General features: G+C 62.5%; 31 protein-coding genes. 15 read left to right on the top strand and 16 right to left on the bottom strand.

The features are described from left to right. Window positions 1–49: 49 nt before the first annotated feature. Both AC0L16_RS18540 and AC0L16_RS18535 read right to left on the bottom strand, forming a co-directional pair. Window positions 50–1,213: an AI-2E family transporter gene (locus tag AC0L16_RS18540; protein WP_473622409.1), complete on the bottom strand. Its 1,164-nt coding sequence runs from the start codon at window positions 1,211–1,213 to the stop codon at window positions 50–52. Window positions 1,214–1,430: 217 nt separating this feature from the next. Next, window positions 1,431–2,492: an LLM class flavin-dependent oxidoreductase gene (locus tag AC0L16_RS18535; protein ID WP_473622457.1), complete on the bottom strand. Its 1,062-nt coding sequence runs from the start codon at window positions 2,490–2,492 to the stop codon at window positions 1,431–1,433. Window positions 2,493–2,731: 239 nt separating this feature from the next. Between AC0L16_RS18535 and AC0L16_RS18530 the strand changes: the two genes are divergently transcribed. Continuing rightward, window positions 2,732–3,160, top strand: a complete 429-nt coding sequence (locus AC0L16_RS18530) for a DUF6481 family protein (RefSeq protein WP_095491177.1) — start codon at window positions 2,732–2,734, stop codon at window positions 3,158–3,160. Window positions 3,161–3,342: 182 nt separating this feature from the next. Here AC0L16_RS18530 and sugE read toward each other — a convergent pair whose 3' ends face one another. Further along, window positions 3,343–3,657: a quaternary ammonium compound efflux SMR transporter SugE gene (gene sugE, locus AC0L16_RS18525; RefSeq protein ID WP_473622407.1), complete on the bottom strand. Its 315-nt coding sequence runs from the start codon at window positions 3,655–3,657 to the stop codon at window positions 3,343–3,345. Between the two features lie 186 nt (window positions 3,658–3,843). Next, complete coding sequence (locus AC0L16_RS18520) at window positions 3,844–3,969, bottom strand: hypothetical protein (protein ID WP_023801558.1); 126 nt, start codon at window positions 3,967–3,969, stop codon at window positions 3,844–3,846. A gap of 211 nt (window positions 3,970–4,180) precedes the next feature. Here AC0L16_RS18520 and AC0L16_RS18515 point away from each other — a divergent pair, with 211 nt between their 5' ends. Both AC0L16_RS18515 and AC0L16_RS18510 read left to right on the top strand, forming a co-directional pair. Next, entirely contained in the window at window positions 4,181–5,011 is an 831-nt protein-coding gene (locus AC0L16_RS18515) for a transglutaminase-like domain-containing protein (RefSeq protein WP_473622406.1), read from the top strand. A 97-nt stretch (window positions 5,012–5,108) separates the two neighbouring features. After that, a complete protein-coding gene (locus tag AC0L16_RS18510) occupies window positions 5,109–5,513 on the top strand; it encodes a GFA family protein (RefSeq protein WP_473622405.1) in 405 nt (134 codons plus the stop codon). A gap of 4 nt (window positions 5,514–5,517) precedes the next feature. Here the strand turns inward: AC0L16_RS18510 and AC0L16_RS18505 are convergent, their stop codons facing one another. Next, the gene (locus AC0L16_RS18505; protein WP_473622404.1) at window positions 5,518–6,792 is read right to left on the bottom strand and encodes a DNA recombination protein RmuC; all 1,275 of its coding nucleotides are present in this window, start codon (window positions 6,790–6,792) and stop codon (window positions 5,518–5,520) included. 105 nt (window positions 6,793–6,897) lie between these two features. Between AC0L16_RS18505 and def the strand changes: the two genes are divergently transcribed. From def to truA, 6 genes are all read left to right on the top strand, one after another. Beyond that, on the top strand, window positions 6,898–7,443 hold the full coding sequence (gene def / locus AC0L16_RS18500; RefSeq protein WP_473622402.1) for a peptide deformylase: 546 nt from the start codon (window positions 6,898–6,900) through the stop codon (window positions 7,441–7,443). Window positions 7,444–7,520: 77 nt separating this feature from the next. Further along, the gene (locus AC0L16_RS18495) at window positions 7,521–7,808 is read left to right on the top strand and encodes a plasmid stabilization protein (RefSeq protein ID WP_473622401.1); all 288 of its coding nucleotides are present in this window, start codon (window positions 7,521–7,523) and stop codon (window positions 7,806–7,808) included. Continuing rightward, entirely contained in the window at window positions 7,805–8,230 is a 426-nt protein-coding gene (locus tag AC0L16_RS18490; protein WP_473622400.1) for a PIN domain-containing protein, read from the top strand. Before AC0L16_RS18495 ends, AC0L16_RS18490 begins: the two co-directional genes overlap by 4 nt. Before the next feature lie 38 nt (window positions 8,231–8,268). Beyond that, window positions 8,269–9,204 carry a methionyl-tRNA formyltransferase gene (gene fmt / locus AC0L16_RS18485; protein ID WP_473622398.1) on the top strand — a complete coding sequence of 312 codons (936 nt, stop codon included), beginning with the start codon at window positions 8,269–8,271 and terminating at the stop codon, window positions 9,202–9,204. Next, window positions 9,201–9,710 (top strand): GNAT family N-acetyltransferase, encoded by a 510-nt coding sequence (locus AC0L16_RS18480; RefSeq protein ID WP_473622397.1) that lies wholly within the window; start codon window positions 9,201–9,203, stop codon window positions 9,708–9,710. Before fmt ends, AC0L16_RS18480 begins: the two co-directional genes overlap by 4 nt. Before the next feature lie 18 nt (window positions 9,711–9,728). Next, window positions 9,729–10,490, top strand: coding sequence for a tRNA pseudouridine(38-40) synthase TruA (gene truA / locus AC0L16_RS18475; protein WP_473622396.1), 762 nt, complete (start codon window positions 9,729–9,731; stop codon window positions 10,488–10,490). Window positions 10,491–10,756: 266 nt separating this feature from the next. On the opposite strand, the gene AC0L16_RS18470 is transcribed toward truA, so the two are convergent. The 7 genes from AC0L16_RS18470 to dapD form a co-directional block, all read right to left on the bottom strand. After that, entirely contained in the window at window positions 10,757–11,362 is a 606-nt protein-coding gene (locus AC0L16_RS18470) for a transporter (protein WP_473622394.1), read from the bottom strand. Between the two features lie 2 nt (window positions 11,363–11,364). Then, on the bottom strand, window positions 11,365–12,564 hold the full coding sequence (gene dapE, locus AC0L16_RS18465) for a succinyl-diaminopimelate desuccinylase (protein WP_473622393.1): 1,200 nt from the start codon (window positions 12,562–12,564) through the stop codon (window positions 11,365–11,367). A 291-nt stretch (window positions 12,565–12,855) separates the two neighbouring features. Next, the gene (locus AC0L16_RS18460; RefSeq protein WP_473622456.1) at window positions 12,856–13,317 is read right to left on the bottom strand and encodes a GGDEF domain-containing protein; all 462 of its coding nucleotides are present in this window, start codon (window positions 13,315–13,317) and stop codon (window positions 12,856–12,858) included. A 35-nt stretch (window positions 13,318–13,352) separates the two neighbouring features. Next, complete coding sequence (locus tag AC0L16_RS18455) at window positions 13,353–13,988, bottom strand: hypothetical protein (RefSeq protein ID WP_473622392.1); 636 nt, start codon at window positions 13,986–13,988, stop codon at window positions 13,353–13,355. A gap of 124 nt (window positions 13,989–14,112) precedes the next feature. Continuing rightward, window positions 14,113–14,835, bottom strand: coding sequence for a hypothetical protein (locus AC0L16_RS18450; RefSeq protein WP_473622390.1), 723 nt, complete (start codon window positions 14,833–14,835; stop codon window positions 14,113–14,115). A gap of 21 nt (window positions 14,836–14,856) precedes the next feature. Next, window positions 14,857–15,228 carry a DUF805 domain-containing protein gene (locus tag AC0L16_RS18445; protein ID WP_027152133.1) on the bottom strand — a complete coding sequence of 124 codons (372 nt, stop codon included), beginning with the start codon at window positions 15,226–15,228 and terminating at the stop codon, window positions 14,857–14,859. 27 nt (window positions 15,229–15,255) lie between these two features. Beyond that, window positions 15,256–16,110, bottom strand: a complete 855-nt coding sequence (dapD, locus tag AC0L16_RS18440) for a 2,3,4,5-tetrahydropyridine-2,6-dicarboxylate N-succinyltransferase (RefSeq protein WP_473622389.1) — start codon at window positions 16,108–16,110, stop codon at window positions 15,256–15,258. Window positions 16,111–16,271: 161 nt separating this feature from the next. Between dapD and AC0L16_RS18435 the strand changes: the two genes are divergently transcribed. Next, window positions 16,272–17,111, top strand: a complete 840-nt coding sequence (locus tag AC0L16_RS18435) for an LOG family protein (RefSeq protein ID WP_473622388.1) — start codon at window positions 16,272–16,274, stop codon at window positions 17,109–17,111. A 42-nt stretch (window positions 17,112–17,153) separates the two neighbouring features. Here AC0L16_RS18435 and AC0L16_RS18430 read toward each other — a convergent pair whose 3' ends face one another. After that, window positions 17,154–17,861, bottom strand: a complete 708-nt coding sequence (locus AC0L16_RS18430) for a pyrimidine 5'-nucleotidase (RefSeq protein ID WP_095494106.1) — start codon at window positions 17,859–17,861, stop codon at window positions 17,154–17,156. 162 nt (window positions 17,862–18,023) lie between these two features. On the opposite strand from AC0L16_RS18430, the gene AC0L16_RS18425 reads away from it, so the two are divergent. Then, window positions 18,024–18,785: a GGDEF domain-containing protein gene (locus AC0L16_RS18425; protein WP_473622387.1), complete on the top strand. Its 762-nt coding sequence runs from the start codon at window positions 18,024–18,026 to the stop codon at window positions 18,783–18,785. 25 nt (window positions 18,786–18,810) lie between these two features. On the opposite strand, the gene phhA is transcribed toward AC0L16_RS18425, so the two are convergent. After that, entirely contained in the window at window positions 18,811–19,647 is an 837-nt protein-coding gene (gene phhA / locus AC0L16_RS18420; RefSeq protein WP_473622386.1) for a phenylalanine 4-monooxygenase, read from the bottom strand. Between the two features lie 135 nt (window positions 19,648–19,782). Between phhA and AC0L16_RS18415 the strand changes: the two genes are divergently transcribed. Continuing rightward, a complete protein-coding gene (locus AC0L16_RS18415) occupies window positions 19,783–20,259 on the top strand; it encodes an Lrp/AsnC family transcriptional regulator (protein WP_023801577.1) in 477 nt (158 codons plus the stop codon). Window positions 20,260–20,316: 57 nt separating this feature from the next. Here the strand turns inward: AC0L16_RS18415 and argB are convergent, their stop codons facing one another. Both argB and AC0L16_RS18405 read right to left on the bottom strand, forming a co-directional pair. Further along, the gene (argB, locus tag AC0L16_RS18410) at window positions 20,317–21,210 is read right to left on the bottom strand and encodes an acetylglutamate kinase (protein WP_473622384.1); all 894 of its coding nucleotides are present in this window, start codon (window positions 21,208–21,210) and stop codon (window positions 20,317–20,319) included. 101 nt (window positions 21,211–21,311) lie between these two features. Beyond that, on the bottom strand, window positions 21,312–22,808 hold the full coding sequence (locus tag AC0L16_RS18405; protein WP_473622383.1) for an amidase: 1,497 nt from the start codon (window positions 22,806–22,808) through the stop codon (window positions 21,312–21,314). A 201-nt stretch (window positions 22,809–23,009) separates the two neighbouring features. Here AC0L16_RS18405 and AC0L16_RS18400 point away from each other — a divergent pair, with 201 nt between their 5' ends. The 3 genes from AC0L16_RS18400 to AC0L16_RS18390 all read left to right on the top strand — a co-directional run bounded on the left by AC0L16_RS18400 (window position 23,010) and on the right by AC0L16_RS18390 (window position 25,019). After that, complete coding sequence (locus tag AC0L16_RS18400; RefSeq protein ID WP_473622382.1) at window positions 23,010–23,549, top strand: sigma-70 family RNA polymerase sigma factor; 540 nt, start codon at window positions 23,010–23,012, stop codon at window positions 23,547–23,549. Further along, window positions 23,546–24,244, top strand: coding sequence for an anti-sigma factor (locus AC0L16_RS18395; RefSeq protein ID WP_473622454.1), 699 nt, complete (start codon window positions 23,546–23,548; stop codon window positions 24,242–24,244). Before AC0L16_RS18400 ends, AC0L16_RS18395 begins: the two co-directional genes overlap by 4 nt. 217 nt (window positions 24,245–24,461) lie before the next feature. Beyond that, window positions 24,462–25,019 (top strand): fasciclin domain-containing protein, encoded by a 558-nt coding sequence (locus tag AC0L16_RS18390; RefSeq protein WP_473622381.1) that lies wholly within the window; start codon window positions 24,462–24,464, stop codon window positions 25,017–25,019. Window positions 25,020–25,226: the final 207 nt, after the last annotated feature.

The following is a 25,226-nucleotide window of genomic DNA, read 5'->3' as shown; positions in this document are numbered from 1 at the left end:
GCATTTTGAATCCGAGGGACCGCGTCCGGAGCTTATCCCGCTTCTCGGATCATACGCCCGCAGCCCTGTTGGTTTCTGAAATCTCTTCGTCCTCAACCGCCGTATGTTGCGCCGCTAGGAAATTGCCGACATGGCTGAGCCCGTCGAAGTGGTCGCAGAACACCTTGATGACGACCAGCAGCGGCACCGCTATCAGTGCGCCGACGAAACCCCACAACCAGGACCAGAAGGCGATGGCGATGAGGATCGCCACGGCGTTGATCTCTAGGCGCCGGCCAACCACCGTCGGCGTCACGAATTGGCCCTCGACGGTATCGCACAACAGCACGAAGGCCGGCGCCAGCAGCGCGTAGGAGATGCTGTCGAAGCTGATCAGCGCGATGATCGTGACAAGCGTGATTGTAATCAGCCCCCCGATATAGGGCAGGAAATTGAGCAGAGCCGCCGCCGCGCCCCAGACCTGCGGGTTGGGCATGCCGAGTGCCCAGAGGCCGAGTCCGATGACCACACCCAGGCATGTATTGATGACGGCGACGGTAAGCAAGTAGTGCGAGATTTCACGTTCGACGTCATAGACGACGCGCAGTGCCCGCTTCTTTTCGCTGAGACTGGGGAAGGATTCGACGATCTTCTCATAGAACATCGTGCCGGAGGCGAGCAGGAACAGCGACAGGACGAAGACGATGATGAGGCTGGTGCCGGCCGACAGCAAATTGCTGGCGGCTTGTGGGAGAAGGCCGGATTGCGCCATGGCTACCCTCTGGACGCCCGGCCCTTGGGAGGTCTGCGTCAGTCCCTCTATCTGCCGCGAAATCTCCATGATCCTTTCGAAAGGACGCTGCAGTTGCGCGAGACGTTCGGTCAGCTGCTGGCCAATCACCGAGGTGTTGTTGATGAGGTCGATGACCGGGCCGCTGAGCAGATAGCCGGCCACGGCGATGACGCAGAACGACAGCAGCACCAGCAGTGTCGCCGATATCACATCGGGCATGCCGTGCTTGCGCAGGAAGCGGACGATCGGCGTCAGCGTCAGTGCCAGCAGGAAAGCCAGGATGACCGGCATGAAGAAGGCACGGGCGAAGGAGAGCGCGTAGATCGCCATGAGGATGAAGATGCCAAGGAGCAGCGAACGCATCAGATGCATGTCCGCACGCGCCTCGACGCGCGGATCCGGGCTCTCTGCAGCGCCCGAAGCGGCGGGTTCGGCTTTCATTCTGGCCCTCGGCGGCACACTGCGATTTGTGTACGCTGTTGGCGGAAACGCCTTTGCGGCTTCAAGGTTCCGTTAGAGCGACGTGCGTCCATTTTGACGCACAAAGTATGCTCTAACGCTTTGAATCTACGCATCGGCCCGAAAATCGACACCGATTTGCGGGCGGATGCGTTAGCCGGCGCTTACGATGGCCTTAACCCTACGGTCTGCCTGCGAATCAGGCGGCCGGCGCCGCCACGGCAGGGATAGCCTTCGCCGTTTCCTTGCGCACGATCGGCGCCACCTTGGTGCCGTAGAGTTCGATCGCCTTCATGATTTTGGCGTGCGCCATGGTGCCGATGGCCATTTGCAGCAGGAAGCGGTCGTTGCCGAATATCCTGTGCTGGGCTACGATCTTTTCGGCCACCTGTTCTGGATTGCCGACGAACAGCGCGCCGTTCGGGCTGCGTGACTGGTCGAAATGTGCTCTCGACGTCGGACCCCAGCCGCGCTCGCGGCCGATGCGGTTCATCACCTCGGCCTGCGGCCCATAAAAGTCAATCGCCGCCTGGTCGGTGGTCTCGGCAATGAAGCCGTGCACGTTGAGGCTGGTGGCCAGATCAGCCGGATCGTTGCCGGCTCGTTTGGCCGCTTCCTTGTAAATATCGAACAGCGGCGCGAACCTCGCCGGCTCGCCGCCGATGATGGCCAGCGCCAGCGGCAGGCCGAGCGCGCCGGCCCGCGCGGCGGATTGCGGCGTGCCGCCAATCGCGATCCAGATCGGCAATCTGTCCTGGAACGGGCGGGGATAGACGCCGCGATCATTGATCGGAGCGCGTAGCCTGCCCGACCAGCTCACCTTGACATGATCGCGGACGGTAAGCAGCAGATCGAGCTTTTCGGCAAAGAGCTCGTCATAGTCTTCGAGATCGTAGCCGAACAGCGGAAAGGATTCGATGAACGAGCCGCGCCCAGCCATGATCTCGGCCCGGCCGCTGGATAGAAGGTCTAGCGTTGCAAACTGCTGGAAGACACGAACCGGATCGTCGGAGGAAAGCACGGTGACCGCGCTGGTCAGCTTTATGCGCCTGGTGCGTTCGGCCGCCGCGGCCAGGGCCACGACTGGCGCTGAAGCCGCATAATCGGGACGGTGATGCTCGCCCAACCCAAACACGTCGAGGCCGACCTGGTCGGCCAGCTCGATCTCCTCGATCAGGTTGCGCAGACGCTCATGCGCACCGATGGCGCCCAGGCCTGGTTCCGGGCTGACGTCGGCGAAGGTGTAGAGACCGAGTTCCATCATCTGTCATCCTGGCGTTCTGGCGTTTTGTTTTTCGCGCTACAGGTAGCGACCAGTCCGCCGCGCCACCAGAGGGTCGGATGGTGAACAGTGCATGTCCGTTTCAGCCGAATTCAGCCGAAAAGGCGTCTCCCGACTGCAACAGCTCAGAATTTCATGGCTGGCATACCGTTTTGGCGCTTGAACTCTGGGTTTTGACGCGTATGTAAGCCTCGCAAATTGACTCCAGGGAAGTGGACTTGGCTATCTATAGGGAAAAAGACGTTTTCGAGCGGCGCAATGCCGCAAACGAGGCAAAGAAGGCGCTTCTCGAGCGCTTCAAGGCAAAGCCGGCAGCGGACGATCCAGCGGTGCTGGCACGACAGGCCGAACGCAAGGCGATCCTCGAAGCCCGTGCGATACGCGAGGCCGAAAAGGCCAAGCTGAAGCAGGAGAAGCTGGCGCGCGAAGCGGCCGAAAAGGCCGAGCGCGAAGCTGCTGCCGAAGCGGCGCGGATTGCTGCGGAAGAAGCGGCGCAGGCGGAAGCGAAGATCCGGGAAGCCGAAGAGAACGAGCGCATCGCTCGTTTGCTTGCCGACGAGGCCGAGCGCAAGGCCAAGCGCGACGCGCGCTATGCGGCGCGCAAGCAGCGCACCGGCAGGACGCCTCCGGGCTTTTCCGCTCGCTAGCAGCGCGATTTCACGAATCAAATTCAGGGCCGCCTTGCAGCGGCCCTGAATGCGTTTGTGATGCGGCCTTGCTGCAAAACTAATGCATGCCGCCCAAAAGTGCGCAGCGGTTTTGGGACGACGACATGCATAAAACAAGAATCTAAAGCGCGTCGAATGAGTCCCTTCAGACGCGACGCGCTTTAGGTCGCGAGTTTCAATCCCATGATGCCGAAGACGATGAGAGCGATGCAGGCCAGCCTGATCGCGGTCGCAGGCTCACCGAGCAGCCAGATGCCAAGCAGCGCCGTGCCGACGGTGCCGATGCCGGTCCATACCGCGTAAGCCGTGCCGACCGGCAGCGTCTTCAGCGCCAGTCCGAGCAAGGCAAGACTGACGATCATCGAGGCAACCGTCAGGACGGTCGGAAGCGGCTTCGAAAAGCCGTCAGTGTATTTGAGGCCGACTGCCCAGCCGATCTCGAACAGGCCAGCGAAGAAGAGAAGAATCCACGACATCGGAACGCTCCATTGGATTGCGGGTCGTCCCGGTTTTTCGGAAACGCAAAGTCGTCTCCGCCGCATTGATTTAGAAATTTCGGGTGCCCAATCAACAGCAACGCCGACGGCACTTCAGGACCAATCGCTGAATGTCGATGGTCCTGAAATGCCGTCGGTCATGACCTTGCGCCGAAACGCCGACGCTTACTTGTCCTTGAGCTTGGTCGCCTTGACGGGCGGCGCTTTCAGGGTCGGGGCAGCGGCAGGTTTCTTCGCGTCCTTCTTCGGCTTGCGGGCTTCTTTGCCCGCCTTCATCGCACCTTTAGCCATGATTCGTTTCCTCCAATGGTGGCAAGCGAAATGAACCAAGAGAAACGCCCGACCGCAAGAGGCATAATCTGGCGCCGGCGCCAGCCGTCGGCTGTCAACCGTTTCTAATTCGCTCGTAAACCGCGCCGGTCCGTGCGATGATCTTTCTTGCACTGCAGCAACAGCCCGTGCCTTCGCCGGGTGGTGATCCGGCAGGCCGGTCAGGACGACAATGCGAATCCATATCGGCTGCGAAATGAGCTTCGACTTTCCGCAGGAAACGCCGCTGATCGCGATGCTCAACGTTCACTATTCCCGCGCGTCCGATCTGGAGCGACCGGATTTCCTGACTTCGAATCCACCGGTGCCGATCGAGAGCTACCGCGACAGTTTCGGCAATTGGTGCAATCGTCTTGTCGCCCCGCCCGGGCGCTTTACCTTCGGCACAGACGCGGTGATCCGCGATCCCGGTACCTTCGAGATGGGTGATCTGATGGCGTGGCAGCACGAGGTGCGCGACCTGCCGTCCGAGACGCTGCTGTTCCTGCTGCCGAGCCGCTATTGCGAGAGCGACGTGCTGGCGAACGAGGCGTGGCGGCTGTTCGGCCACTCACCGCTCGGTATTCCACGCGTGCAGGCGGTCTGCGACTTCGTCCACAACCACATCATCTTCAACTACGGCAACGCGCGGCCGACGCGCACGGCAGCAGAGGCCTATCGTGAGCAAAGCGGCGTCTGCCGCGACTTTGCCCATCTCGCCGTCGCCTTCTGCCGCGCCTTGAACATCCCGACGCGCTATTGCACCGGCTACATCAGCGACATCGGCTTGCCGAAACCTTGGTCGGACATGGACTTCGCCGCCTGGATGGAGGTCTATCTCGGCGGTCGCTGGCATGCCTTCGATCCGCGCAACAATGCGCCGCGCATCGGCCGCATCCTGATCGCCTCCGGCCGCGACGCAGCCGATGTGCCGCTGACCCATATTTTCGGGCCGGGCATACTGGCCGGTTTCAAGGTCTGGACTGACGAGATCATCGAACAGGCGTCGGCGCCGCAGTCTTGAACCACCGGATGATTCGCGTTGTAATTGCTTGTGGAGCCTCGGCCGGTGCGCCGTTAAGCTCCAATACGTCGACGCGCGGCTGAAGGGAGGAGCGAAGATGAAAATCGACGGCAGGTGCCATTGCGGCGCCATCACCTACGAAGCGGAAGTCGATCCGGACAAGACCAGTATTTGTCACTGCATCGATTGCCAGCAGCTGACCGGAACAGCGTTTCGGGTGACCGTGCCGGCGCCGGAGGAGCATTACCGGATCACCAAGGGCACGCCGACGATCTACATCAAGACCGCAGCGAGCGGCGCCAGGCGCGCCCAGGCCTTTTGCGGCGAGTGCGGTTCGCACCTCTATGCCACCTCGGTTGGCGACGGGCCGAAAGTCTACGGCATCAGGGTCGGCACGGCGCGGCAGCGCGAACAACTGATCCCGAGAAAACAGATCTGGCACCGCTCGGCGCTGCCTTGGCTGCCGGAGTTCGAAGGCACGATGATCGTCGAGGAGCAGTAGCCTCTCAGTCGTCGCCTTCGACCACCCTTAGCCTCAGCTGGCCGGTCTTGGAGTCGGCGACGCGCGCACCCGCTTCGGCCCTCGCGCCGGTCCCGTGTGTCGTCTCGGCCGATCCGGCGTCGCCTTCCGCCGGTTGCGCGCCGAACTCCAGCGCCTCGATCTTCTGGCCGCGCTTGGTCACCTTCGACGTCGAGACGAGAATATCGTCGATATCCTTGGCCGACTGGCCGAAATGGCTCTGCAACTTGCGCACCCGCTCGTCGAGGCGCGAGACATCCTCCATCAGCCGGATGACTTCGCCCTGGATCAGATGCGCCTGCTCGCGCATGCGGGCGTCCTTGAGAATCGCCTGGATGACCTGGATCGACAGCATCAGCAGCGACGGCGAGACGATGACGATGCGTGCGCGGTGCGCCTTGTGGACAATCCCCTCGAAATTCTCGTGGATCTCGGCGAATACCGATTCCGACGGCACGAACATGAAGGCGGTGTCCTGCGTCTCGCCCTGGATCAGGTATTTTTCTGATATATCGCGGACATGCACTTCGATGTCGCGCCGAAACGCTTGTGCCGCGGCCTTCTGCAAATCGACACCTTCGGCGGCACGGATGGCGTTCCAGGCTTCCAGCGGAAACTTTGCGTCGACGGCAAGCGCCGGCGCGCCGTTCGGCATCTTCACCAGGCAGTCGGGCCGGCTGCCGTTCGACAAGGTCGCCTGGAATTCGTAGGCGCCGTGCGGCAACCCGTCGGCGACGATCGCCTCCATGCGCGACTGGCCGAAGGCACCGCGCGTCTGCTTGTTGGAGAGGATCGCCTGAAGCTGAACGACCTGGCCGGCGAGCGACTGGATATTGCCCTGCGCCGTGTCGATGACCGCCAGCCGTTCCTGCAGCTTGGCAAGGCTCTCATGCGTCGATTTCGTCTGCTCGGTCATGGTCTGGCCGAGACGTCCGGTCATCGCGTCGAGGCGTTGGCCGATCGACTGCGTGAGTTCGGCCTGCCGCGCCCCGAACACTTCGGCGATGGCGCCCATGCGGCCCTGCATCTCGGCCTGGCTTTGCAGGATGCCGGACATCCGCGCCTCGGCGTCACGGGCGTGGTCGGCGGCTTCCGCAGCCGCCACCGCACGCGCCTTGGCCGACCGCCAGAGCGCGACGACCAGCGCCACGAATAGGCCCAGGAACAGGATCGCGCCGAATGCCAGTGCGTGGCCGAGCGTGATCGTGGTGGCGCCGAGCCGGGCGATTGGTTCGGACAGGATGGTGGTCAGGTCGTTCATATGGCACAGCATAGATGATTCGGCCTGACCGCACAGATCAAAACGTGAACGGCGTTGCAACTGCCCCGGTTGACGCTTTTCGTGCGAGGTCTTAGGTGAGACGCCATGTCGATCAAGCCGCTCATCATCCTTCCCGATCCCGTCCTGCGCCAGGTTTCGAAACCGGTCGAGCGCGTCGACGGCGCTTTGCGCAAACTCGCCGATGACATGCTGGACACCATGTATGATGCGCCGGGCATCGGTCTGGCGGCGATCCAGGTCGGGGAACCGCTGCGCATGCTGGTGATCGACCTCGCCAAGGAAGACGAGCCGCCGGCGCCGCATGTCTTCATCAATCCCGAGGTCCTTGAGAGCGCCGATCAGCGCTCGGTCTACGAGGAGGGGTGCCTGTCGATCCCGGATTACTATGCCGAGGTCGAACGCCCTGCCGCCGTGCGGGTGAAATATCTCGATCGCGACGGCAAGCTGCATGAGATCCAGGCCGAAGGGCTGATGGCGACTTGCCTGCAGCATGAGATCGACCACCTCAACGGCGTTCTGTTCATCGATCACATCTCGAAGCTGAAGCGCGACATGGTGGTGAAGAAGTTCAAGAAACTCGCCAAGGACAAGACGCCGGGCAGCAAGGCGCCGGGTAAGTTGGTGGGATAGGTATTTTCAAACGCTGAAATTCATGTTGAGCAAAGGGCCCTCACTCTGATATCATGATATCAAACTCGGAGGCGCTGATGGGCGATATGCTGATCAGAAATATTCCTGAACCCTTGAAGCGCGAGATCGAACAGGCGGCGCACAAGGGCGGCCAGAGCCTATCGCGCAAAGCGATCGATCTGTTGCGCAAAGGCATGGTCGCGGAAAGAGAAGCCAAGCCGGAACTCGGTCTGTCAGCGTGGGACGCGATTCGCTCGGCATTCGCCGCTGAAAATGCGATTGACGACGAGTTCGCAAAGATAGTGGACGAAATCGAGGCGGAACGGAAACGCGACTTCGGTCGCCCGGTCGAGGATTTCGAGTGATTGTCCTCGATACCAACATTGTTTCAGAAGCCAGCAAGCCCTCGCCCGATTCGAACGTTTCCGCATGGTTTCGCAAACAGGATTTTCTTGAGCTCTATATGTGTGGCCCCGTAATCATGGAGCAGTCTTTCGGCGCGGAAAGATTTTTGAACAGGATGGGGTCGGACCGTTATGTTCGGGTGCTCGACCACCTGATTTCGCGGCAGTTTGCAGGCCGCATCGTGGATTTTGCCGGCTCGGTCCCCCGATTGGCTGGGAAGCTTCGCGCCGCACGGGAGCAACATGGCCGCCCGATCAGCCTCGCTGACGCGATGATCGCCGCAACCTGCTTGGCGCATAACGCTACGCTTGCGACCCGCAACGTTCGTGACTTCGACGGGCTTGACCTGAAGCTCATAAATCCGTTTGAAGCGGGTGCCTGAGCTCTTAGCGGCCAGACGAAGACCGAACCCGGAACAAAATGCCCTTGCGCGTCATCTTCATGGGTACGCCCGAATTCTCCGTGCCGACGCTGCGGGCGATCGCAGATGCCGGGCATGAGATAGAAGCCGTCTACACCCAGCCGCCGCGCGCCGCCGGTCGCCGCGGGCTGGAACTGACGCCGTCGCCGGTGCAGCGCGAGGCCGAGCGACTGGGCATCGAGGTGCGGACGCCGGTGTCGCTGAAGAACGAGGCTGAGCAGCAGGCGTTCCGCGCTTTGCGGGCCGATGTCGCCGTCGTCGTCGCCTATGGATTGCTGTTGCCCAAACCCATTCTCGACGCGCCGCGGCTCGGCTGCCTCAATGGTCACGCGTCGCTGTTGCCACGCTGGCGCGGCGCCGCCCCTCTCCAGCGCGCCATCATGGCCGGCGATACCGAGACAGGCATGATGGTGATGCGGATGGAAGAGGGCCTGGACACCGGCCCGGTGGCGATGGTCGAAAAATGCGCCATCGGCCCCGATATGACGGCCGGCGAACTGCACGATCGGTTGATGCACATTGGTGGCGCGCTGATGGCGGAAGCGCTGGCCCGGCTGGAACGGGATGCTCTGACATTTACCGCACAGGCGACGGAGGGGGTGACCTACGCCAAAAAGATCGATAAAGCGGAGACGCGCGTGGACTGGACGCGGCCTGCGGGCGAAGTCCACGATCATATTCGCGGCCTGTCGCCCTTTCCCGGCGCATGGTGCGAGACCGAAATTGGCGGTCGCTTGGAGCGGCTGAAACTGCTTCGCTCGACGCTTTCGCAAGGCGCCGGCGAGCCGGGAGGAATTCTCGACGACCGGCTGACGGTCGCCTGCGGGTCAGGCGCGATCAGGCTGGTCGAAGTTCAACGTGCGGGCGGAAGGCCCATTGCCGCGCAGGAATTTCTGCGCGGGGCCAAGCTCGAAAAAGGAATGAAATTCTCATGAGCATGATGTCTATACGCGCGGCAACGCCGCGGGACCGTGAGGCGATCCGCCTCGTCGAGGAACACGCATTCGGCCAGCAGGCGGAGGCCGGATTGGTCGACGCGCTGGTCAGCGGCGGCGATGCCGTCGTCGAACTGGTGGCGGAAGAAGATGGACAGGTGGTCGGCCATATCCTGTTTTCGCGGCTTTACGTGCAGAACGGCGGCAAGAGCTTTCCGGCGGTGGCGCTGGCGCCTCTGGCGGTCGAGCCGTCATTCCATGGCACCGGCATCGGCGGAGCGCTGGTGCGCGAGGCGCATATCCGCCTGAAGGATGCGGGCGAGGTGCTGGCGGTGGTGCTTGGCGATCCCGCCTATTATGGCCGCTTCGGCTACAGTCACGCGCGCGCCGAAAAATTCGAAAGCGAGTTCCAGGGCGAAGCGCTGCAGGCGCTGGCCTGGGGCGAAGCGCCTGAGACCGGCAAGCTGGTCTACGCTTCGGCTTTTAGCTCCGCGCTCGCCGCCTAACCTCATTCCTGCTTAGGAATGCCGCGTTTTCGCCTCGACATCGAATATGACGGCAGCCTCTATGCCGGCTGGCAGCGCCAGGCAGACCAGCCTTCGGTGCAGCAGGCGATCGAACAGGCGATCGAGAAATTCTGCGGCGAACGGGTCTCGCTGCGCGGCGCCGGCCGCACCGATGCCGGCGTCCACGCGACCGGTCAGGTGGCGCATGTCGATCTCGTCAAGGCGTGGCCTGGTGACAAGGTGCGCGATGCCGTCAACGCCCATCTGCAAGCGGCCAAGGCGCGCATCGCCATTCTCGACGCGGCTGTGGTGCCGGATAGCTTCGATGCGCGTTTCTCGGCGATTGGCCGCCACTATCTCTACCGTATCGTCAACCGGCGCGCGCCGGCGGCGCTCGACAAGGGCAAGATCTGGTGGGTGCCGAAGCGGCTCGACGCCGAGGCCATGCAGGAGGCGGCAAAGGTGCTGCTGGGGCGGCATGATTTCACCACGTTTCGCTCGACCCAGTGCCAGGCGGACAGCCCGGTCCGGACGCTCGACCGGCTGGACGTCAGTCGGCTGGGTGATGTGATCGAAGTGCGAGCCTCGGCGCGCTCGTTCCTGCACAATCAGGTGCGCTCGATGGTCGGCTCGCTGAAGCGCGTCGGCGAAGGCGGCTGGACAATTGCCGACCTGAAGGCGGCGCTCGATGCGCGCGACCGTGCAGCCTGTGGCCAGGTTGCGCCGCCCGATGGGCTTTTTCTTATCGGTGTGGACTACCCGCAGGCGGCACACGACTGAGTAAAAATCAGTCCTCGTCGTCTTCAACCAATTGGGGAGTTGGCGCTGCCCCTCATCGCCCTGCCGGCATCCTCTCCCCGTATAGCGACGGGGAGAAGAGGCTGGCCGCAGCCGCAGCATCCTTCTTGCAACGTCTGTGGTTGGCAAAATCGTTGATGAGAGCTGCCCTCTCCCCGTCGCTATAGGATGCCGGCAGGCAGGGGGGGCAGCGCCACCGTCAGCAAGCGAAACCGCACCAGGAATTCGGATAAATTCACTTAAAAGCTTCAAGTCCCGGTTCCGCTCGGCGCAGCGATGCCGAGCAGCGCCTGCAGCACGAACAGAACGACCAGCGACGCCACGAACATTCCGGCGAAGACAGCGCTGCCGACAGCCGCGCCCCTGCCGACGGCGACGTTTGTCATCCGCCAGGTCAGGATCATCGACAGCGCGAACAAAAGCAGCGACGCCAGTACGGCGAACTCGTTGGTGGACGGCAGGAAAAGCCTGATCAACGCCGCTGGCAGCATCATCCAGGCGATGATCGCCGACGCCCAGTTGCTGGCGACGACATAGTGGACGAAGCGCCCGCCGATGCCGGCGCGCGGCGCGACGAGGGCAAAGCCGACAAGCGGCAACACCCAGACGCCGATGTCGACCGTCGCCAGACGGATCAGCATGCTGAAGCGTCCGGCGAATGCATTCGGATCGCCGATCTCGTTGGCAAGGCCGACCCAACCGACGATCAGCGCCGGTGCTGCGACGACGATGGCGAAGAAGGAATTCCAGAAACCATCGGCCGAAAGGTCGAACTGGCGCAGCCCATCGGCCTTGCCGAGCATCAGTCGCCAGGCGCCGTTTAGCGAAGCATAGGTTTCATCCGACGAAAGCATGATTACGATGCGCCTTGCTCGAACCAGTCTTCGATGAAGCGCTGATAGATCTGCGTCAGCGTCTCGAGGTCGGCAAGTGCGACGCGTTCATCGACCATGTGCATGGTCTTGCCGACCAGCCCGAACTCGACCACCGGACAATAATCCTTGATGAAGCGTGCGTCGGAGGTGCCGCCGGAGGTGGAAAGCGCCGGCTTCCTGCCGACCACCGCCTTGACCGAACCGCTTAGCGCTTCGATCAGCCGGTCGTCGCGGGTGAGGAAGACGTGGCTCGGCCGGTCGCGCCAGACGAGCTCGTAATCAACCGGCGTCGTCTTGCCTGCCCGGTATTTCTTTCGCTTCGCCGCCTTGTCGAGACGGTTGTGGATTTCCGCCTGGATGGTCTCGGCGGTCCATGTGTCGTTGAAGCGGATGTTGAAGGTGGCGGTCGCCTTCGCCGGAATGACATTGGTGGCCGGATTGCCGACGTCGATCGAGGTCACCTCAAGGTTGGTCGGCTGGAAATCCTTTGTGCCCTTGTCGAAGACGGGGTGCAGCAAGGCATCGACCAGCGTTATCAGACCGCGCACCGGGTTGTCGGCAAGCTGCGGATAGGCGGCGTGGCCCTGCCGGCCGTTGACGATGATGCTGCCGGACAGCGAACCGCGCCGGCCGATCTTGATCATGTCGCCCAGCGCGTCTGGATTGGTCGGCTCGCCGACGATGGACGCATCCCATTTCTCGCCCTTGGCGGCCGCCCATTCGAGCAGCTTTGTCGTGCCGTTGATGGCCGGTCCTTCTTCATCGCCGGTGATCAGCAGCGAGACCGAGCCTTTCAGGCCGCCTTTCGACTCGAGATGGCGCGCCACGGCGGCGATGAAACAGGCGATGCCCCCCTTCATGTCGACGGCACCGCGACCGAACATCTCGCCCTTGGCGATCTCGGCAGCGAAAGGCGGATGCGTCCATGAGGTCTCGTCGCCGACCGGCACCACGTCGGTATGCCCGGCGAACATCAGGTGCGGACCGTTGCCGGAGCGCCGCGCATAGAGATTTTCGATATCGGGCGTGCCTCCTTCCGAAAACACCGGGCGCTCGACGGAAAAGCCGAGTGGTTTCAGCATTGTTTCCAGCGTGCTCAGTGCCCCGCCCTCGATGGGTGTCACGGAGGGGCAGCGGATGAGGGCGGCGAGATTTCCAGCGGGATCGGTCGGCAACGTCATGGGCAAAAGCGTTAGTCGAAAGCGCAAGGCCTGTCACGACCAGACATAAGGGCCAGCCATCCCGCCGCCATTATGGTTTTCATGGCGTATTGTCGCAGGCCCACTGCCTGTCGCCCAAAGGCATGGCCTCGGGCTTGTCCCGTGCGGGCGCAGCGGTTTTCGGCAAATGCGCATAAAACAAACAAAGGCTTGAACTGCGTCGCAGGAGTCGCTTCAGATGCGACGCACTTAGGCGGGATACGGGATATTGGATGGACTGAGCGACAAAAGGCCCAATAGCCGCTGTGGTCGTCAGTTCGCCGCCCGCACATGCGCCCGGTAACGGCCCTTGCCGGTGCGTTTGGCTTCATAGAGCGCGTGATCGGAGCAGGTGAGAAGAAGTTCCGGCTCGCCGCCGTCCGCAGGCGCGAAGGCACTTCCAATGCTCAACCCGATGGGTATTGCGGTGCCCACGCCAAGGTCGAAAGGTACCGAAATCTTCTCAATGGCGCGCTTTGCCAGGAGGGTGGCTTCGAGCTCGGATGTGTCGGGCAGCAGGATCACGAATTCGTCACCGCCGATGCGAAAGACCACGTCCCCCTGTCGGAAAGCGCGCTTCAATCGTTCGGCCACCTTGCGCAGCAGCATGTCGCCGACCGCGTGGCCGAAGCGGTCATTGACGTGTTTGAAGCCGTCGAGGTCCATGCTGAGAACGGCAAACGGCCTGCCGCCGTTTGCTGCCGGCGCCGCAAGCTCGCTGCACATGCCGCGCAGTTTCTCCTGAAGGAAGATGCGGTTTGGCAGGCCGGTCAGCGCGTCCTTGATCGCCAGATCGCGATTGTCCAGTTCGGGCGCGGATCATGCGGGCGTTGATCGCATGATTTTGAAGCAGCACGATGATGACGCCGGCGACATAGAAAGGCACTTGAAATCCGACGATCGACATTCCCGGCGCCGGAGATAACAGCGCGCCAACCAGGAAAGGCAGGCTTACGGCCAGCATGACGAATATGCCGTAGCGCGGGGTCGCTGCGTTGCGCGACGACACCACGCCGACGACGCCTGCGGACGTTCAAGGCAGCCAGCACGGCGAGCGCCATATCCCCGCTGACGACGCAGCCAAAGCAGCCGAGGCCGAAAATCACCGACCATGACCCACCGGCGGCCATGAGGCCTGCCAGCGGCCCCGTTCCCCCGCGCTTGTGGGCTCGCTCACATTCCCGCATCAGCAGGAAGCGGACGGCAAACAGGATGAGGTCGGCCGTCATCCAGGCGTAGGGCCACCGGTCGCCGGTGACGACCGCGGCGCCGACCGCCACCACCAGGACGCTGATGGTGCCGAACAGGACAGCGAATTTGCGGTCGAAAGTGGTGTCGAGGAGCCGCGCGCGGACAGCGTCCGGTTCCGCTCTGATCGGTGAAGAAAACCAGGCGAACAGCCGCACGCCGGCGCTTCGCTTTCCGCGCGTTTTCGGGTTGGCCAGGGGTTCGTCGTCTGCCAGTCGAGTGCTCCGTGCCGGTCAACACAGTCTTCACGGGGCATGCTGGACCAAGGTGATTAAGATTGGCTTAGGTACTTGGACGAGCCGACCGCAATGGACCGTCGATCAGCGTGATCTTTTGCCAGATCTTTCGCGACAGATTGGAGCCCAGGGACTCGATGTCGTTGACGCCATCGACGACCACATCGTCGTTGACCGATTGCGCGAACAGCGCGGCGATCTTGCCGGTGATCGACAGCATTTCGGAGCAATAGTCGAGGTAGCGAGCGAGATCGGCACGGTCGGTTATGCGTGCCGGTGAATGCGATGTCGGCTTGAAATCGAATGAAAGCGCTGCCGGATCCTTGGTCAGCTGATGCATGTCGATGACATGGATCAGCGATCGCAAGCCATGAAGCTTGCGAAACACCTGCTTGCGCTTGATGCGCTCCTCGGTCCGGATCAAGGCCAGGAAGCCGAGAATCGCGAGGATGATCATGTTGATCAAGGATTCAATGCCTTGCACCGACTGGATGGCGTCGTGGGTTCCCGAGATGCGGCCGAGCGGCAGGATGGTGCCGACGAACAGGAACATCAGCGCGCCGGCGGCAATGGCGGTGATGACGACGCCGCGCAGCCACCAGATCGGCGCTTCCAGCGCCTTCGCCGCCTTGGCCAGATCACGCGACAGCGACACAAGTTCGATGGCGACACCACGCAAGCCGGCATCGGGAAACCGCTCGGCGACGCGTTTTTCCAGTCGCTCGGCGGTTTCGATGATCAGTTTCGCATCAAGCGTGCGGTAGCGCATGGCTAGATATCCGCCCGGCGCTCAGGATTCGGCCGGCGCATTGGTGCGTTTGCCGTAGCGGTTGGGTCCGGGATCACTTTTGAAAAAGGCCAGAATGACAAGGAGAATGGCGCCGACGATGAGAGAGATCAATGCGTAGTAAGTAGGCTTGCCGAAATCATGGAACCGCTTCGCCGTTAGCGCAAAGGTCGACCATGTCGAGACAACCACGGCGATCCACCAGGCGAGCGCCCAGTATTGACTTGCAGCAGTGCCCAGCGGCGTTCGCGAGAACTGGTAAAGCAGGAAAAGCTGAGTGAGGAGCGGCAAAAGACCCGCCAAAACATAGGCACTGGGGTTCACTCGCCCGGAAAGGCTGAAGAAAAGCCATAGAAATCGAGGTCTGTCGAGCAAGCGGGTCCGTCCGTTTTCTTGAAAAGATCAATCGCGAAGCAGTTCATTGATCGAGGTTTTGGAACGGGTCCTGGCATCGACCCGCTTGACGATGACCGCGCAGTAGAGGCTGGGACCCCAGTTTTCGCCTGGCACGTTCTTGCCCGGCATCGTGCCCGCCACCACCACTGAATTGGCCGGCACTTCGCCGTAGAAAACCTCGCCGGTGGCACGGTCGACAATCTTGGTCGACTGGCCGATGAAGACGCCCATGCCGAGAACCGAGCCCTCGCGCACGATGCAGCCTTCGACCACTTCGGAGCGTGCGCCGATGAAGCAATTGTCCTCGATGATGGTGGGGCCGGCCTGCATCGGCTCCAGCACGCCGCCGATGCCGACGCCGCCCGACAGATGCACATTCTTGCCGATCTGGGCGCAGGAGCCGACCGAGGCCCATGTGTCGACCATGGTGCCGCTGTCGACGTAGGCGCCGACATTGACGAAGGACGGCATCAGCACGGCACCTGGCGCGACGTAGGCGGAGCGCCGCACGATCGACGACGGCACGGCGCGGAAACCTGCCTTCTCGAAATCGATGGCGCTCCAGCCGTCGAATTTCGACGGCACCTTGTCCCACCACACGGCTTGGCCCGGACCACCCTTGATGATCTCCATCGGGTTGAGCCGGAACGACAGCAGCACCGCTTTCTTCAGCCACTGGTTGACATGCCATTTGCCGTCAGCCTGACGCTCGGCAACGCGGGCGACACCCCGGTCGAGCAGGTCGAGCGCCGCCTGGATGGCATCGCGGGTCGCGCCGCGGGTTGCCGTCGAAATCGTCTCGCGTTCCTCGAAGGCGGTTTCGATGGTCCTTTCGAGGCTCGCCAGATCGGGCTTTGACATGAATTCGCTCCATTACCAGGCTGTTAAGGGGCCGCACCTTAACCTGTTTTGAAAGTCGCCGGACCCTATGTGAAGGCTTGGTGAGGGTCAATCGCGGCCGCGTCACCGGGACGGCGCCAAGTGAATAATTGGGCAAGTGAATAATTGGACGGGTAGGTAACATGACTCCTATGGAAAAGGCGGGGTGGACGCCGCTGCCGCATTCGGACGAGGATCTGGAGCGGTCGAAAAGCGTGCCGGACACGCCGCAGACGCGTGCCGAGACCTACCGGTTGGCCTGGAACGATCCCGACTTCATGACACGGCGCGAATTGCGCGCGGTCAGGCTGCAGCTCGAACTGTTGAAGCCGGAGATGATCCTGGCCGAGCGCGGCATCAGCTCGACCGTCATCCTGTTCGGCGGGGCGCGCATCCCCGAGCCGGGCGGTGAAGCCTGGGCGGCCAAGAACGAGACGCAGAAGAAAAACCTCGAGAAGAACAGCAAATATTACGAGGAAGCGCGAAAATTCGCCCGCCTCTGCTCGCAGCAGTCGGCCACGTCCTATTATCGCGAATTCGTCGTGGTGACAGGCGGCGGACCCGGCGTCATGGAAGCCGGCAACCGCGGCGCCGACGATGTCGGCGCCCCGTCGATCGGCCTCAACATCGTATTGCCGCACGAGCAGGCGCCGAATGCCTATGTGACGCCGGAGCTCTGTTTCAACTTCCACTATTTCGCGGTCCGCAAGATGCATTTCGTCATGCGCGCCAAGGCTGTCGCGGTGTTTCCCGGCGGCTTCGGCACGATGGACGAATTCTTCGAGACGCTCACCCTGATCCAGACCGGCCGCATGGAGCGCGTGCCGGTGATCCTGTTCGGCAAGGCGTTCTGGAAACGGGCGATCGATCTCGATTTCCTCGCCGAGCAAGGCACGATCACCCCCGGTGACCAGGACATCATCGATTTCGTCGACACCGCCGACGAAGCCTGGGGGATCATCAGCCGCTTCTATCAGCTTTAGGCCGCGGGCTGCGGTATCGATCCGGCTTTACGAAGCAACGGCTCAAGCGGTGACATCGACGATCGCGGTGAGGAATTCGGCAAGATCGTCGGTGACGAAATCCACATCGTCCTCGTTGGCCGGGTCACGTTCCCAGATTTCCGAGAAGGTCGGCTCGAAGTTCCGCGGCACGACCAGCACCGTGGTCATGCCCAGCGATTTCGGCACGGACAGGTTGCGGGCCAGATCCTCGAACATCACCGCATTGTGGCCGGTGACCGCGTGGAGTTCCGCGAATTTTTCGTAGGTGCGGCGCGCCGGCTTGGGATTCAGCCCGGCAGCGACGATATCGAAGATGTCGTCGAAATGATCGAGGATGCCGAGTTGGCGCGCAGTGCGTTCGGCATGCCTGCGGTCGCCATTGGTGAAGATGAACTTGCGGCCGGGAAGCTGGCGGATGGCGGTGCCGAGAACGGGATCGGGAACCAGCCAGGAATAGTCGATGTCATGGACCTTCTCGAGAAAGTCGTCGGGATCGATGCCGTGGCGCGCCATCAGACCGTTCAGCGTCGTGCCATATTCCCGGTAGAGTTCCTTCTGCAGCTTGCGGGCATCGTCGCGTGGTAGCGTCAGCAGTTCTCCGACATAGGCGGTCATCTTTACGTCGATCTGCGAGAACAGGTTCGAATGGTGCGGATAGAGCGTGTTGTCGAGGTCGAACACCCAGTCGGTGACATGGGCAAAGCGGGCGGGATCCGGGAGCGTGGTCATGCAACCCCTTATTGCACGAAACAATGCTTTTGGCAGAGGCTTTATCTACAACTTATGCGCGTCACGGGTGGCGAAAATCGCGCGATGGTTCAAATTTTAGGCGTCGCCGAAAGGTGCCATTCAGGGCTTGCTGGCACACAGACGGTCCAGGGGGAGCCAGCGATGAGCCGCATATTTCTGAAGTCTGCCGCCGTCGCTTTCGCCTCCCTCGCAGTCTCGCTTTTGTTGACGCTGATCGTCGTTCCGGCAATGGGCTTTCCGATCAACCGCACGATCTGGCTGACATCCACGGTCTGCCCGCTGGTGCTCGCCTGGATCGCCAGCGCCTACACGTTCTGGCAGGGCGAGAGGTTGAAAGGCGCCCATCGCGACCTCGCCCGCGCTCATGCCCAGCTCGCCGCAGCGCATCGGCGCCTGTCGGAGAAGGCAAGTCGCGACGACATGACCGGCATGCTCAACCGCGAGAGCTTCTTTGCCGCGCTCGAGGCCACCCGGCGTAAATCCGATCGCGGTGCGTTGCTGATCATCGATGCCGATCACTTCAAGCTCATCAACGACAGCTACGGCCATCTGACCGGCGACGATGCGCTGCTCCTGATTGCAAGCGCGATCGAGCGCGGCGTGCGCAGCGGCGACGTGATCGGCCGCATCGGCGGCGAGGAATTCGGTGCGTTTCTGCTCGGCGCCACCGAACAGGAAGCCAAACGCGTCGCTGAACGCATTCGCCGTGAAGTCGAGCTGATCCGCTTCCGTCCCGTCGATGAGCGGGTCATACCCCTCACCGTCAGCATCGGCGGTGTCACCTGCGGCGAGGATGCCGGCGTATCGGATCTGATGCGTGTCGCCGACCGCCGCCTTTACCAGGCCAAGGATCGCGGCCGCAATCTGACCATCCTGGACAGCGACGTGTCCGAAGCGGCCTGAGCGGCCTCCGAGGCCTGGCCAGCGTCTAAAGTTTCGCCGGGTCGAGCGCCGGCTTGCCCTTGTGGCGTCCGATGATCGCTGCCATGTCGGCGACGTTGTGGAAGGCATCGCGCAAAACGTCGAAGGACGGCAGCACGAAATAGGCGCGCTGGAACTTGTCGATCTCATAGCTGGTGCGCATCACCGTTTCCAGATCGAAGGGAACATGATGCGCGTCCTTGCTTTCAACCGCGAATTGAATTTCGGCAAAGGACGACATCAGTCCGGCGCCAAAAGCCTTCAACGGTTGGCCGGCCTCCTGGATCAGCCCGTATTCGACGGTGTACCAGTAGAGGCGGCTGATCATCTCGTCGCCGCCGAGCGCGATCAGATGCTCGGCCTTCTCGCCATACATCTGCATGAAATCGGCAAAGACCGGCTGGGTCAGCACCGGCACGTGGCCGAAGAAGTCGTGGAACATATCCGGCTCGACGATGTAGTCGAGCTCTTGCTTCGTCCGCAGCCAGTTGGTCACCGGGAAGCGCCGGGCGGCCAGGTGGACGAAGAAGGCGGGTGCGGGAATGAGGCCCGGCACGGCGATGATTTCCCAACCGGTAAGCTTGCGCAGCTTCTCGCTGACCACACCGAAATCCGGAATCCTGTCGAGCAGGCCCAGCGTGGCGACGCCGTCGAGATAGGACCGGTGTGCCAGCTTTTTGGTCAGCTTCGTCTGGCGGTCGCACAAAGTACGCCACACCGCCTGCTCGTCAGCGGTGTAATTGTAGCTCTGCTCAACGGTGAAATCGGCACGGCAGACCGAATAGTCGCCGCGAAGGCCTTGCGCCGCGCATTCGCGGGCGTAATCGGCAACGCTCATCGTCATGGCTGTTCTCCCTGGAAATCACGACTAACATCTTAAAAGTTTAGCCGGATCCGGTGAGGCAAATCCGCTTTGATGATGGCTCGAACAGGCGATTTGAGGTAAAAGCCACCACAGCAAAGCTGCAGGAGAGTGAAAGTGCCTCAGTTTGACGATTTTGAGATCAAGATGCTCGATATCTTGCAGCGCGATGGGCGCAAGCCTGTGTCCGAACTGGCCCAGGAGATCGGCCTTTCGACGACGCCATGCGCGCGCCGCTTCGAGGCTCTTCAGAGCGCCGGCATCATCAAGCGCTTTGCCGCTGTGCTCAGCCGCCGCGCCATCGGCCTGATGGTCGAAGTGTTCATTCAGGTGCGCCTGGTAACCCACAGCGACGGTTCGCCCGAAACCTTCATCGCCGCCGTGCAGCGCATGGACGAGGTGTCGTCGTGCTGGACGATGACCGGCGACTACGATTTCCTGCTGCATGTGATGGTGCCGTCGGTCGACGAGCTCAACGCCTTTGTCATGCACCGGCTGATGCGGCTCGACGGCGTGCGCGATGTCCACACGCAGCTCGTGCTGCAGAACATCAAGGGGCCGGGCCACGTGCCGCTTGGGCACCTCAGGCGGTAAGTTCGCCCTGGCGCCTGCTCAACCCTGGGTTTCTCGCCGACAAGTTGCAGCCTGGTTTTACCGCACGATCAGTGTGCCGGCGCCGTGCTCGGTAAACAGTTCGAGCAGCACCGAATGCGGCGTCTTGCCATTGAGGATGACGACGCCTTCGACGCCGCGCTCGATCGCCTCGATGCAGGTCTCGACCTTGGGGATCATGCCGCCCGATACCGTGCCGTCCTTGATCAAGGCCTTGGCCTCGGCGACAGTCAACTCGTCGATGAGCTTCTTGTTCCTGTCGAGCACGCCGGGCACGTCGGTGAGGAACAGAAGGCGTGTCGCCTGGCAGGCGCCGGCGATGGCGCCGGCGAAGGTGTCGGCATTGATGTTGTAGGTGTGGCCGTCACGGCCCGGCGCCACCGGCGCCAGCACCGGGATCATTTCGGACCGCGCCAGAAGGTCGAGCAGGGTGCGGTCGACCTCGACCGGTTCGCCGACGAAGCCGAGATCGAGCACACGCTCGATGTTGGAGTCCGGGTCGACCAAGGTCTTGCGCGCCTTTTCGGCGAAAACCATATTGCCGTCCTTGCCGCACAGGCCGATGGCCCATTCGCCCTCGGCATTGATCAGCGCGACGATCTCCTTGTTGATCGAGCCGGCCAGCACCATCTCGACGATCTCGACCGTCTTCTGGTCGGTGACGCGCAATCCTCCCTCGAACTTCGATTCGATGCCCATCTTGCTCAGCATGGCGCCGATCTGCGGCCCGCCGCCATGCACGACGATCGGATTGACGCCGGATTGTTTGAGCAGCGCGATGTCGCGGGCAAAGGCCTTGCCGAGCGCGATGTCGCCCATGGCGTGGCCGCCATACTTCACCACCACCGTCTTGTTCTCGTAGCGCTGCATATAGGGCAGCGCCCTCGAAAGCAGCGCGGCCTGCATTTCGGCGGTGGCGGCGAGATCCGTCATTCGGCTTGGTTCCCAGCTTGGCATGAACGGCGGCGTCTTAGCGGGAATTGCAGCGGGCCGCAAACGGCTTTGCTGTCACGTCAGGTGAAATCGGCCCGACTTTATGTGGGAATTCGCAGCGGCGCCCGCCGCTCCCGCCATCCCGAAACCTTTTCCATCTGCGCGGCAAGCGACAAAAGTGTCTCCTCGTCGCCGGGTCGGCCGGCGGCCTGGATGCCGAGCGGCAGGCCGGCATCGGTGACATAAACAGGCAGCGCGATCGACGGCTGGCCGCTGACGTTCTGGATCGCCGGCCAGTGGGTGAACCACAGGCTCTTGTCCATCAACTGCCCGAACAGCGGCTTGAATTTCAGCAGGCGGGCAAGCCGCAGCCTGTCGAGCATGTCTTCCAGGAACGCATCTGCGCCTTTCGGGTCCATCGCGCCGCAGGCGAGCGGCGGATGCGCAATAATTGGCATCAGCACGGCATCGTATTGCGCGGTGTCGATGATCAGGCGGCGCGAGGTGGCGTGCAGCCGCTGCAGGCTGGCATAGATATCGCCGGCCGAAAGGGTTTCGCCGAAGCGGCTCAACACACGCGTGGCGCGCTCGATATCACCCGAAATGGAGCGGCCGACGCGCAAGACCTCGCCGCGCATCGTGCCGGCCACCGCCGCGGCGACGGTTCTGGCGAAATCAGCGATGAAGTCGCGATCGATATAGGGCAGGTCGATCTCCTCTATCGTATGGCCGCCTTCGCGCGCCAACGCTGTCGCAGTGTCCAGCGCCGCCAGCGTCTCGGCCGATATCGGCAGGCCGAGCGGCGAATTCCGGTAGACGGCCAGTTTCAGCTTGCCGGGGTCACGCACGGCTGCGGCGGCGAAAGTTCCTTTTGGCGGCGGGGCCGCATAGGGCGACAGCGGATCGGGTCCATGGGTCAGGTCGAGCAGCAAGGCCGAATCCCGGACCGAGCGGGAAACGGCGTGGCCGACGACCATGCCGTGCCAGCTTTCGGTGACGAGCGGCGACAGCGGCACACGGCCGCGCGAGGTTTTCAGCCCGACCAGCCCGGTGCAGGCGGCGGGAACGCGGATCGAGCCGCCGCCATCCGAAGCATGTGCCACCGGCACGACGCCGGCCGCGACCAGCGCCGCCGCACCTCCAGACGAGCCGCCGCTGGTATGGGCTGTATTCCACGGATTGCGGGTGATGCCGAAAGCGGTGGATTCGGTCATCAGCCTCAGCCCATGTTCGGGCGAGGTGCTGGTGGCGATCGGGACAAGGCCGGCGGCCAGATGGCGTTCGGTCATCACCGAGTCGAAATCGGCAACGAAAGCCGGAATGCGGCTGCCGCCGTACGTCGGCACGCCTTTCATGGCGATGCCGAGATCCTTCAGCGCAAAGGGCACGCCGGGCAGCGGCAGGTTGCGGTCGATGGTTTTCGCCCGCGTCCGCGCCGCCTCGTAAAGCGGCTCGGCGATGGCATTGATGTCCGGGCGAGTGGCCTCGGCCCGCGCAATCGCCGCATCGACGAGTTCCTGCGGCGCGATTTCTCCCTTGCGCACCAAGCCGGCCAGGCCGGTGGCGTCATGTTCCCACAGGGCCCGTTCGACCGACATCCTTGCTCCCCCAACTAGCGGCAAGCTAGAGCATCGGATGCAAAAGTGGAAACCCGGTTTTGGGAAAATCCGATGCTCAAAATGCTCGGCTCTTTTCGTGTCAATGGAAGCCCACGGCGCTCCTCGGTGCACAGGAACGCTTCCGCCATTGCAATACATTGCAGTGGAATAAATTGGGGCAATTGCTTAATTTGGCAGCCGATGACGCCGCAGGACATCAGCGACCTGATCGTCCGGACTTCGATGAAGGACCGGGCTGCGTTCGATCTGCTCTACCGGCAGACCAGCGCGAAACTTTTCGGCGTCTGCCTTCGTGTATTGAAGGACCGGGGAGAGGCGGAAGAGGCGCTGCAGGAGGTCTTCGTCAAGATATGGACGAAGGCGGATCGTTTCGCCGTCTCGGAGCTAAGCCCGATTTCCTGGCTGGTGGCTATTGCGCGCAATCACGCGATCGATCGGATAAGGGCGCGGCGAGAGCCTGCCGCCTATATCGACGCTGCGCTCGACGTCGCCGATCCGGCGCCGGGACCGGAGGCTGCGGCTGTTGCGGGCGGTGAATCCGGGCGCATCTATCGCTGTCTCGACGAATTGGAAAAGGAGCGGGCGGCGGCCGTCCGTGGCGCTTATCTGGACGGCGAAAGCTATGCCGAACTGGCGGCGCGCCATGACGTGCCGCTGAACACGATGCGGACCTGGCTGCGGCGCAGCCTGTTGAAGCTCAGAGAGTGTCTGGAAAGATGACGCTGGCGCAGGATGACGGACCGGAATCCGGGGGCGACGACCTGTTCGCCGCCGAATACGTTCTTGGCGTCCTGGCCGCGGACGAACGCGAGATTGCGTCACGCCGCATCGACGCGGACGCCGCTTTCGCGCGCCTTGTCGATGCCTGGGAGGCGCGTCTTTCGCCGATGGCCGACGCCTATCCGGAGACAGAGCCGCCGATCAGGGTCAAGGAGGCATTGGATCGCCGGCTGTTCGTCGCAGAGCCTCGCGCCGGCCTCTGGTCGAGCCTTGCCTTCTGGCGCGGTCTTGCCGCCGCTGCCGTCGCGGCGTTGGCGATCTATATCGCCGTGCCGCACCTCAATCCGCCGGCCGAGCAGCCGCGGCTCATCGCCTCGCTGGCTGCCGATGGCAGCGACGTCAGCTACCTCGCCGTCTATGATGCCGCCCGTCGCGAGGTTGGCCTGTCGCATGTCTCCGGCGAGCGCGCCGCCGGCAAGGATTTCGAGTTGTGGATGATCGAGGGCAAGAGCGCGCCGGTCTCGATCGGCGTCATCCCGGCCGGTCTGACCGCGCGTATGACCATCTCCCCGGCCGTGCAGGAAAAACTTGCGCAAGGCGCCGTGCTTGCGGTCAGCCTCGAGCCGGCCGGCGGTTCGCCGACCGGCCAGCCGACCGGCCCTGTGGTCGCTGCGGGCGATCTGAAGAGCATCTGATCACCCCTGTCGGCCGATTTTTCGAGAAGATTTTAAATCTATCGCCTGTGGTGACTTTAATGTGGAAGCATGCAGGCTGTAAGAGTCCTGCCCTGAAAATCATGCTCGCCGTTATGAAAAATAAAATTTTCTCCTGGACGGCGAAACTCGGGCATTTATCCACCGTATCTCCTTGCGCCCCAAAGAGGGCAAGAAATAAACTGAGGAGATAGAGATAATGCGTAAATTCGCCACCCTTTTGCTTGCCGGAACGGTCGCCGTCTCCGCGCTCGCCACCGCCGCCTATGCCCAGAATCCGATGGTCGGCGGCGCCGCCATGTATGCCACCAGGAACATCGTCGAGAACGCCGTCAATTCGAAGGATCACACCACGCTGGTCGCGGCCGTCAAGGCTGGTGGTCTCGTCGACACGCTGCAGAGTGCCGGTCCCTTCACCGTGTTCGCGCCGACCAACGAGGCCTTTGCCGCCCTTCCGGCCGGCACCGTCGATACATTGCTCAAGCCCGAAAACAAGGACAAGCTGGTCAAGATCCTGACCTGCCACGTCATCGGTGCCAAGGCGATGGCCGCCGACGTCGCCAAGATGGCCATGGACGATGGTGGTGCGCACAAGGTCAAGACGGTTGGCGGCTGCGAACTGACGCTCAAGGCCGAAAACGGCAAGGTCACCGCGACCGACGAGAACGGCAATGTCGCCAATGTGACCATCGCCGATGTCGATCAGTCGAACGGCGTCATCCACGTCATCGACAAGGTTCTCCTGCCGAAGATGTAACGAAGTGGTCGTCGCCAGCGAAGATATGGCTGAGGCTCCATGCGAGTGCGCGGATTTCTACCTGCGTGACCCGCGCAATCGACAGGCGTACACTCCGCACCGTCCGCCGTCCGCTGTAGGCGTGGGGCAGGTGCGGAGTGCCCGTTGTCGGGAGCTGGCCGTCACCGGCTTTTGTTTCCATGTGACGGTCGAATTTGGCAAGCGGAC

It is taken from the genome of Mesorhizobium sp. WSM4848 (assembly GCF_055811375.1).
This window is presented reverse-complemented; position numbering and strand designations above follow the sequence as displayed.

What these genes read in the sequence shown, in the direction of transcription:
- AC0L16_RS18480 (WP_473622397.1), top strand. Translation starts at nt 9,201, where the DNA reads ATGAGCATGATGTCTATACGCGCGGCAACGCCGCGGGACCGTGAGGCG.
- AC0L16_RS18505 (WP_473622404.1), bottom strand. Translation starts at nt 6,792, where the DNA reads ATGAACGACCTGACCACCATCCTGTCCGAACCAATCGCCCGGCTCGGC.
- AC0L16_RS18390 (WP_473622381.1), top strand. Translation starts at nt 24,462, where the DNA reads ATGCGTAAATTCGCCACCCTTTTGCTTGCCGGAACGGTCGCCGTCTCC.
- AC0L16_RS18535 (WP_473622457.1), bottom strand. Translation starts at nt 2,492, where the DNA reads ATGGAACTCGGTCTCTACACCTTCGCCGACGTCAGCCCGGAACCAGGC.
- AC0L16_RS18405 (WP_473622383.1), bottom strand. Translation starts at nt 22,808, where the DNA reads ATGTCGGTCGAACGGGCCCTGTGGGAACATGACGCCACCGGCCTGGCC.
- AC0L16_RS18520 (WP_023801558.1), bottom strand. Translation starts at nt 3,969, where the DNA reads ATGGCTAAAGGTGCGATGAAGGCGGGCAAAGAAGCCCGCAAGCCGAAG.
- dapD (WP_473622389.1), bottom strand. Translation starts at nt 16,110, where the DNA reads ATGTCAAAGCCCGATCTGGCGAGCCTCGAAAGGACCATCGAAACCGCC.
- AC0L16_RS18425 (WP_473622387.1), top strand. Translation starts at nt 18,024, where the DNA reads ATGAGCCGCATATTTCTGAAGTCTGCCGCCGTCGCTTTCGCCTCCCTC.
- argB (WP_473622384.1), bottom strand. Translation starts at nt 21,210, where the DNA reads ATGACGGATCTCGCCGCCACCGCCGAAATGCAGGCCGCGCTGCTTTCG.
- AC0L16_RS18515 (WP_473622406.1), top strand. Translation starts at nt 4,181, where the DNA reads ATGCGAATCCATATCGGCTGCGAAATGAGCTTCGACTTTCCGCAGGAA.
- AC0L16_RS18470 (WP_473622394.1), bottom strand. Translation starts at nt 11,362, where the DNA reads ATGCTTTCGTCGGATGAAACCTATGCTTCGCTAAACGGCGCCTGGCGA.
- AC0L16_RS18540 (WP_473622409.1), bottom strand. Translation starts at nt 1,213, where the DNA reads ATGAAAGCCGAACCCGCCGCTTCGGGCGCTGCAGAGAGCCCGGATCCG.
- AC0L16_RS18510 (WP_473622405.1), top strand. Translation starts at nt 5,109, where the DNA reads ATGAAAATCGACGGCAGGTGCCATTGCGGCGCCATCACCTACGAAGCG.
- AC0L16_RS18435 (WP_473622388.1), top strand. Translation starts at nt 16,272, where the DNA reads ATGACTCCTATGGAAAAGGCGGGGTGGACGCCGCTGCCGCATTCGGAC.
- AC0L16_RS18395 (WP_473622454.1), top strand. Translation starts at nt 23,546, where the DNA reads ATGACGCTGGCGCAGGATGACGGACCGGAATCCGGGGGCGACGACCTG.
- AC0L16_RS18400 (WP_473622382.1), top strand. Translation starts at nt 23,010, where the DNA reads ATGACGCCGCAGGACATCAGCGACCTGATCGTCCGGACTTCGATGAAG.
- AC0L16_RS18430 (WP_095494106.1), bottom strand. Translation starts at nt 17,861, where the DNA reads ATGACCACGCTCCCGGATCCCGCCCGCTTTGCCCATGTCACCGACTGG.
- sugE (WP_473622407.1), bottom strand. Translation starts at nt 3,657, where the DNA reads ATGTCGTGGATTCTTCTCTTCTTCGCTGGCCTGTTCGAGATCGGCTGG.
- def (WP_473622402.1), top strand. Translation starts at nt 6,898, where the DNA reads ATGTCGATCAAGCCGCTCATCATCCTTCCCGATCCCGTCCTGCGCCAG.
- truA (WP_473622396.1), top strand. Translation starts at nt 9,729, where the DNA reads ATGCCGCGTTTTCGCCTCGACATCGAATATGACGGCAGCCTCTATGCC.
- phhA (WP_473622386.1), bottom strand. Translation starts at nt 19,647, where the DNA reads ATGACGATGAGCGTTGCCGATTACGCCCGCGAATGCGCGGCGCAAGGC.
- AC0L16_RS18495 (WP_473622401.1), top strand. Translation starts at nt 7,521, where the DNA reads ATGGGCGATATGCTGATCAGAAATATTCCTGAACCCTTGAAGCGCGAG.
- dapE (WP_473622393.1), bottom strand. Translation starts at nt 12,564, where the DNA reads ATGACGTTGCCGACCGATCCCGCTGGAAATCTCGCCGCCCTCATCCGC.
- fmt (WP_473622398.1), top strand. Translation starts at nt 8,269, where the DNA reads ATGCCCTTGCGCGTCATCTTCATGGGTACGCCCGAATTCTCCGTGCCG.
- AC0L16_RS18450 (WP_473622390.1), bottom strand. Translation starts at nt 14,835, where the DNA reads ATGCGCTACCGCACGCTTGATGCGAAACTGATCATCGAAACCGCCGAG.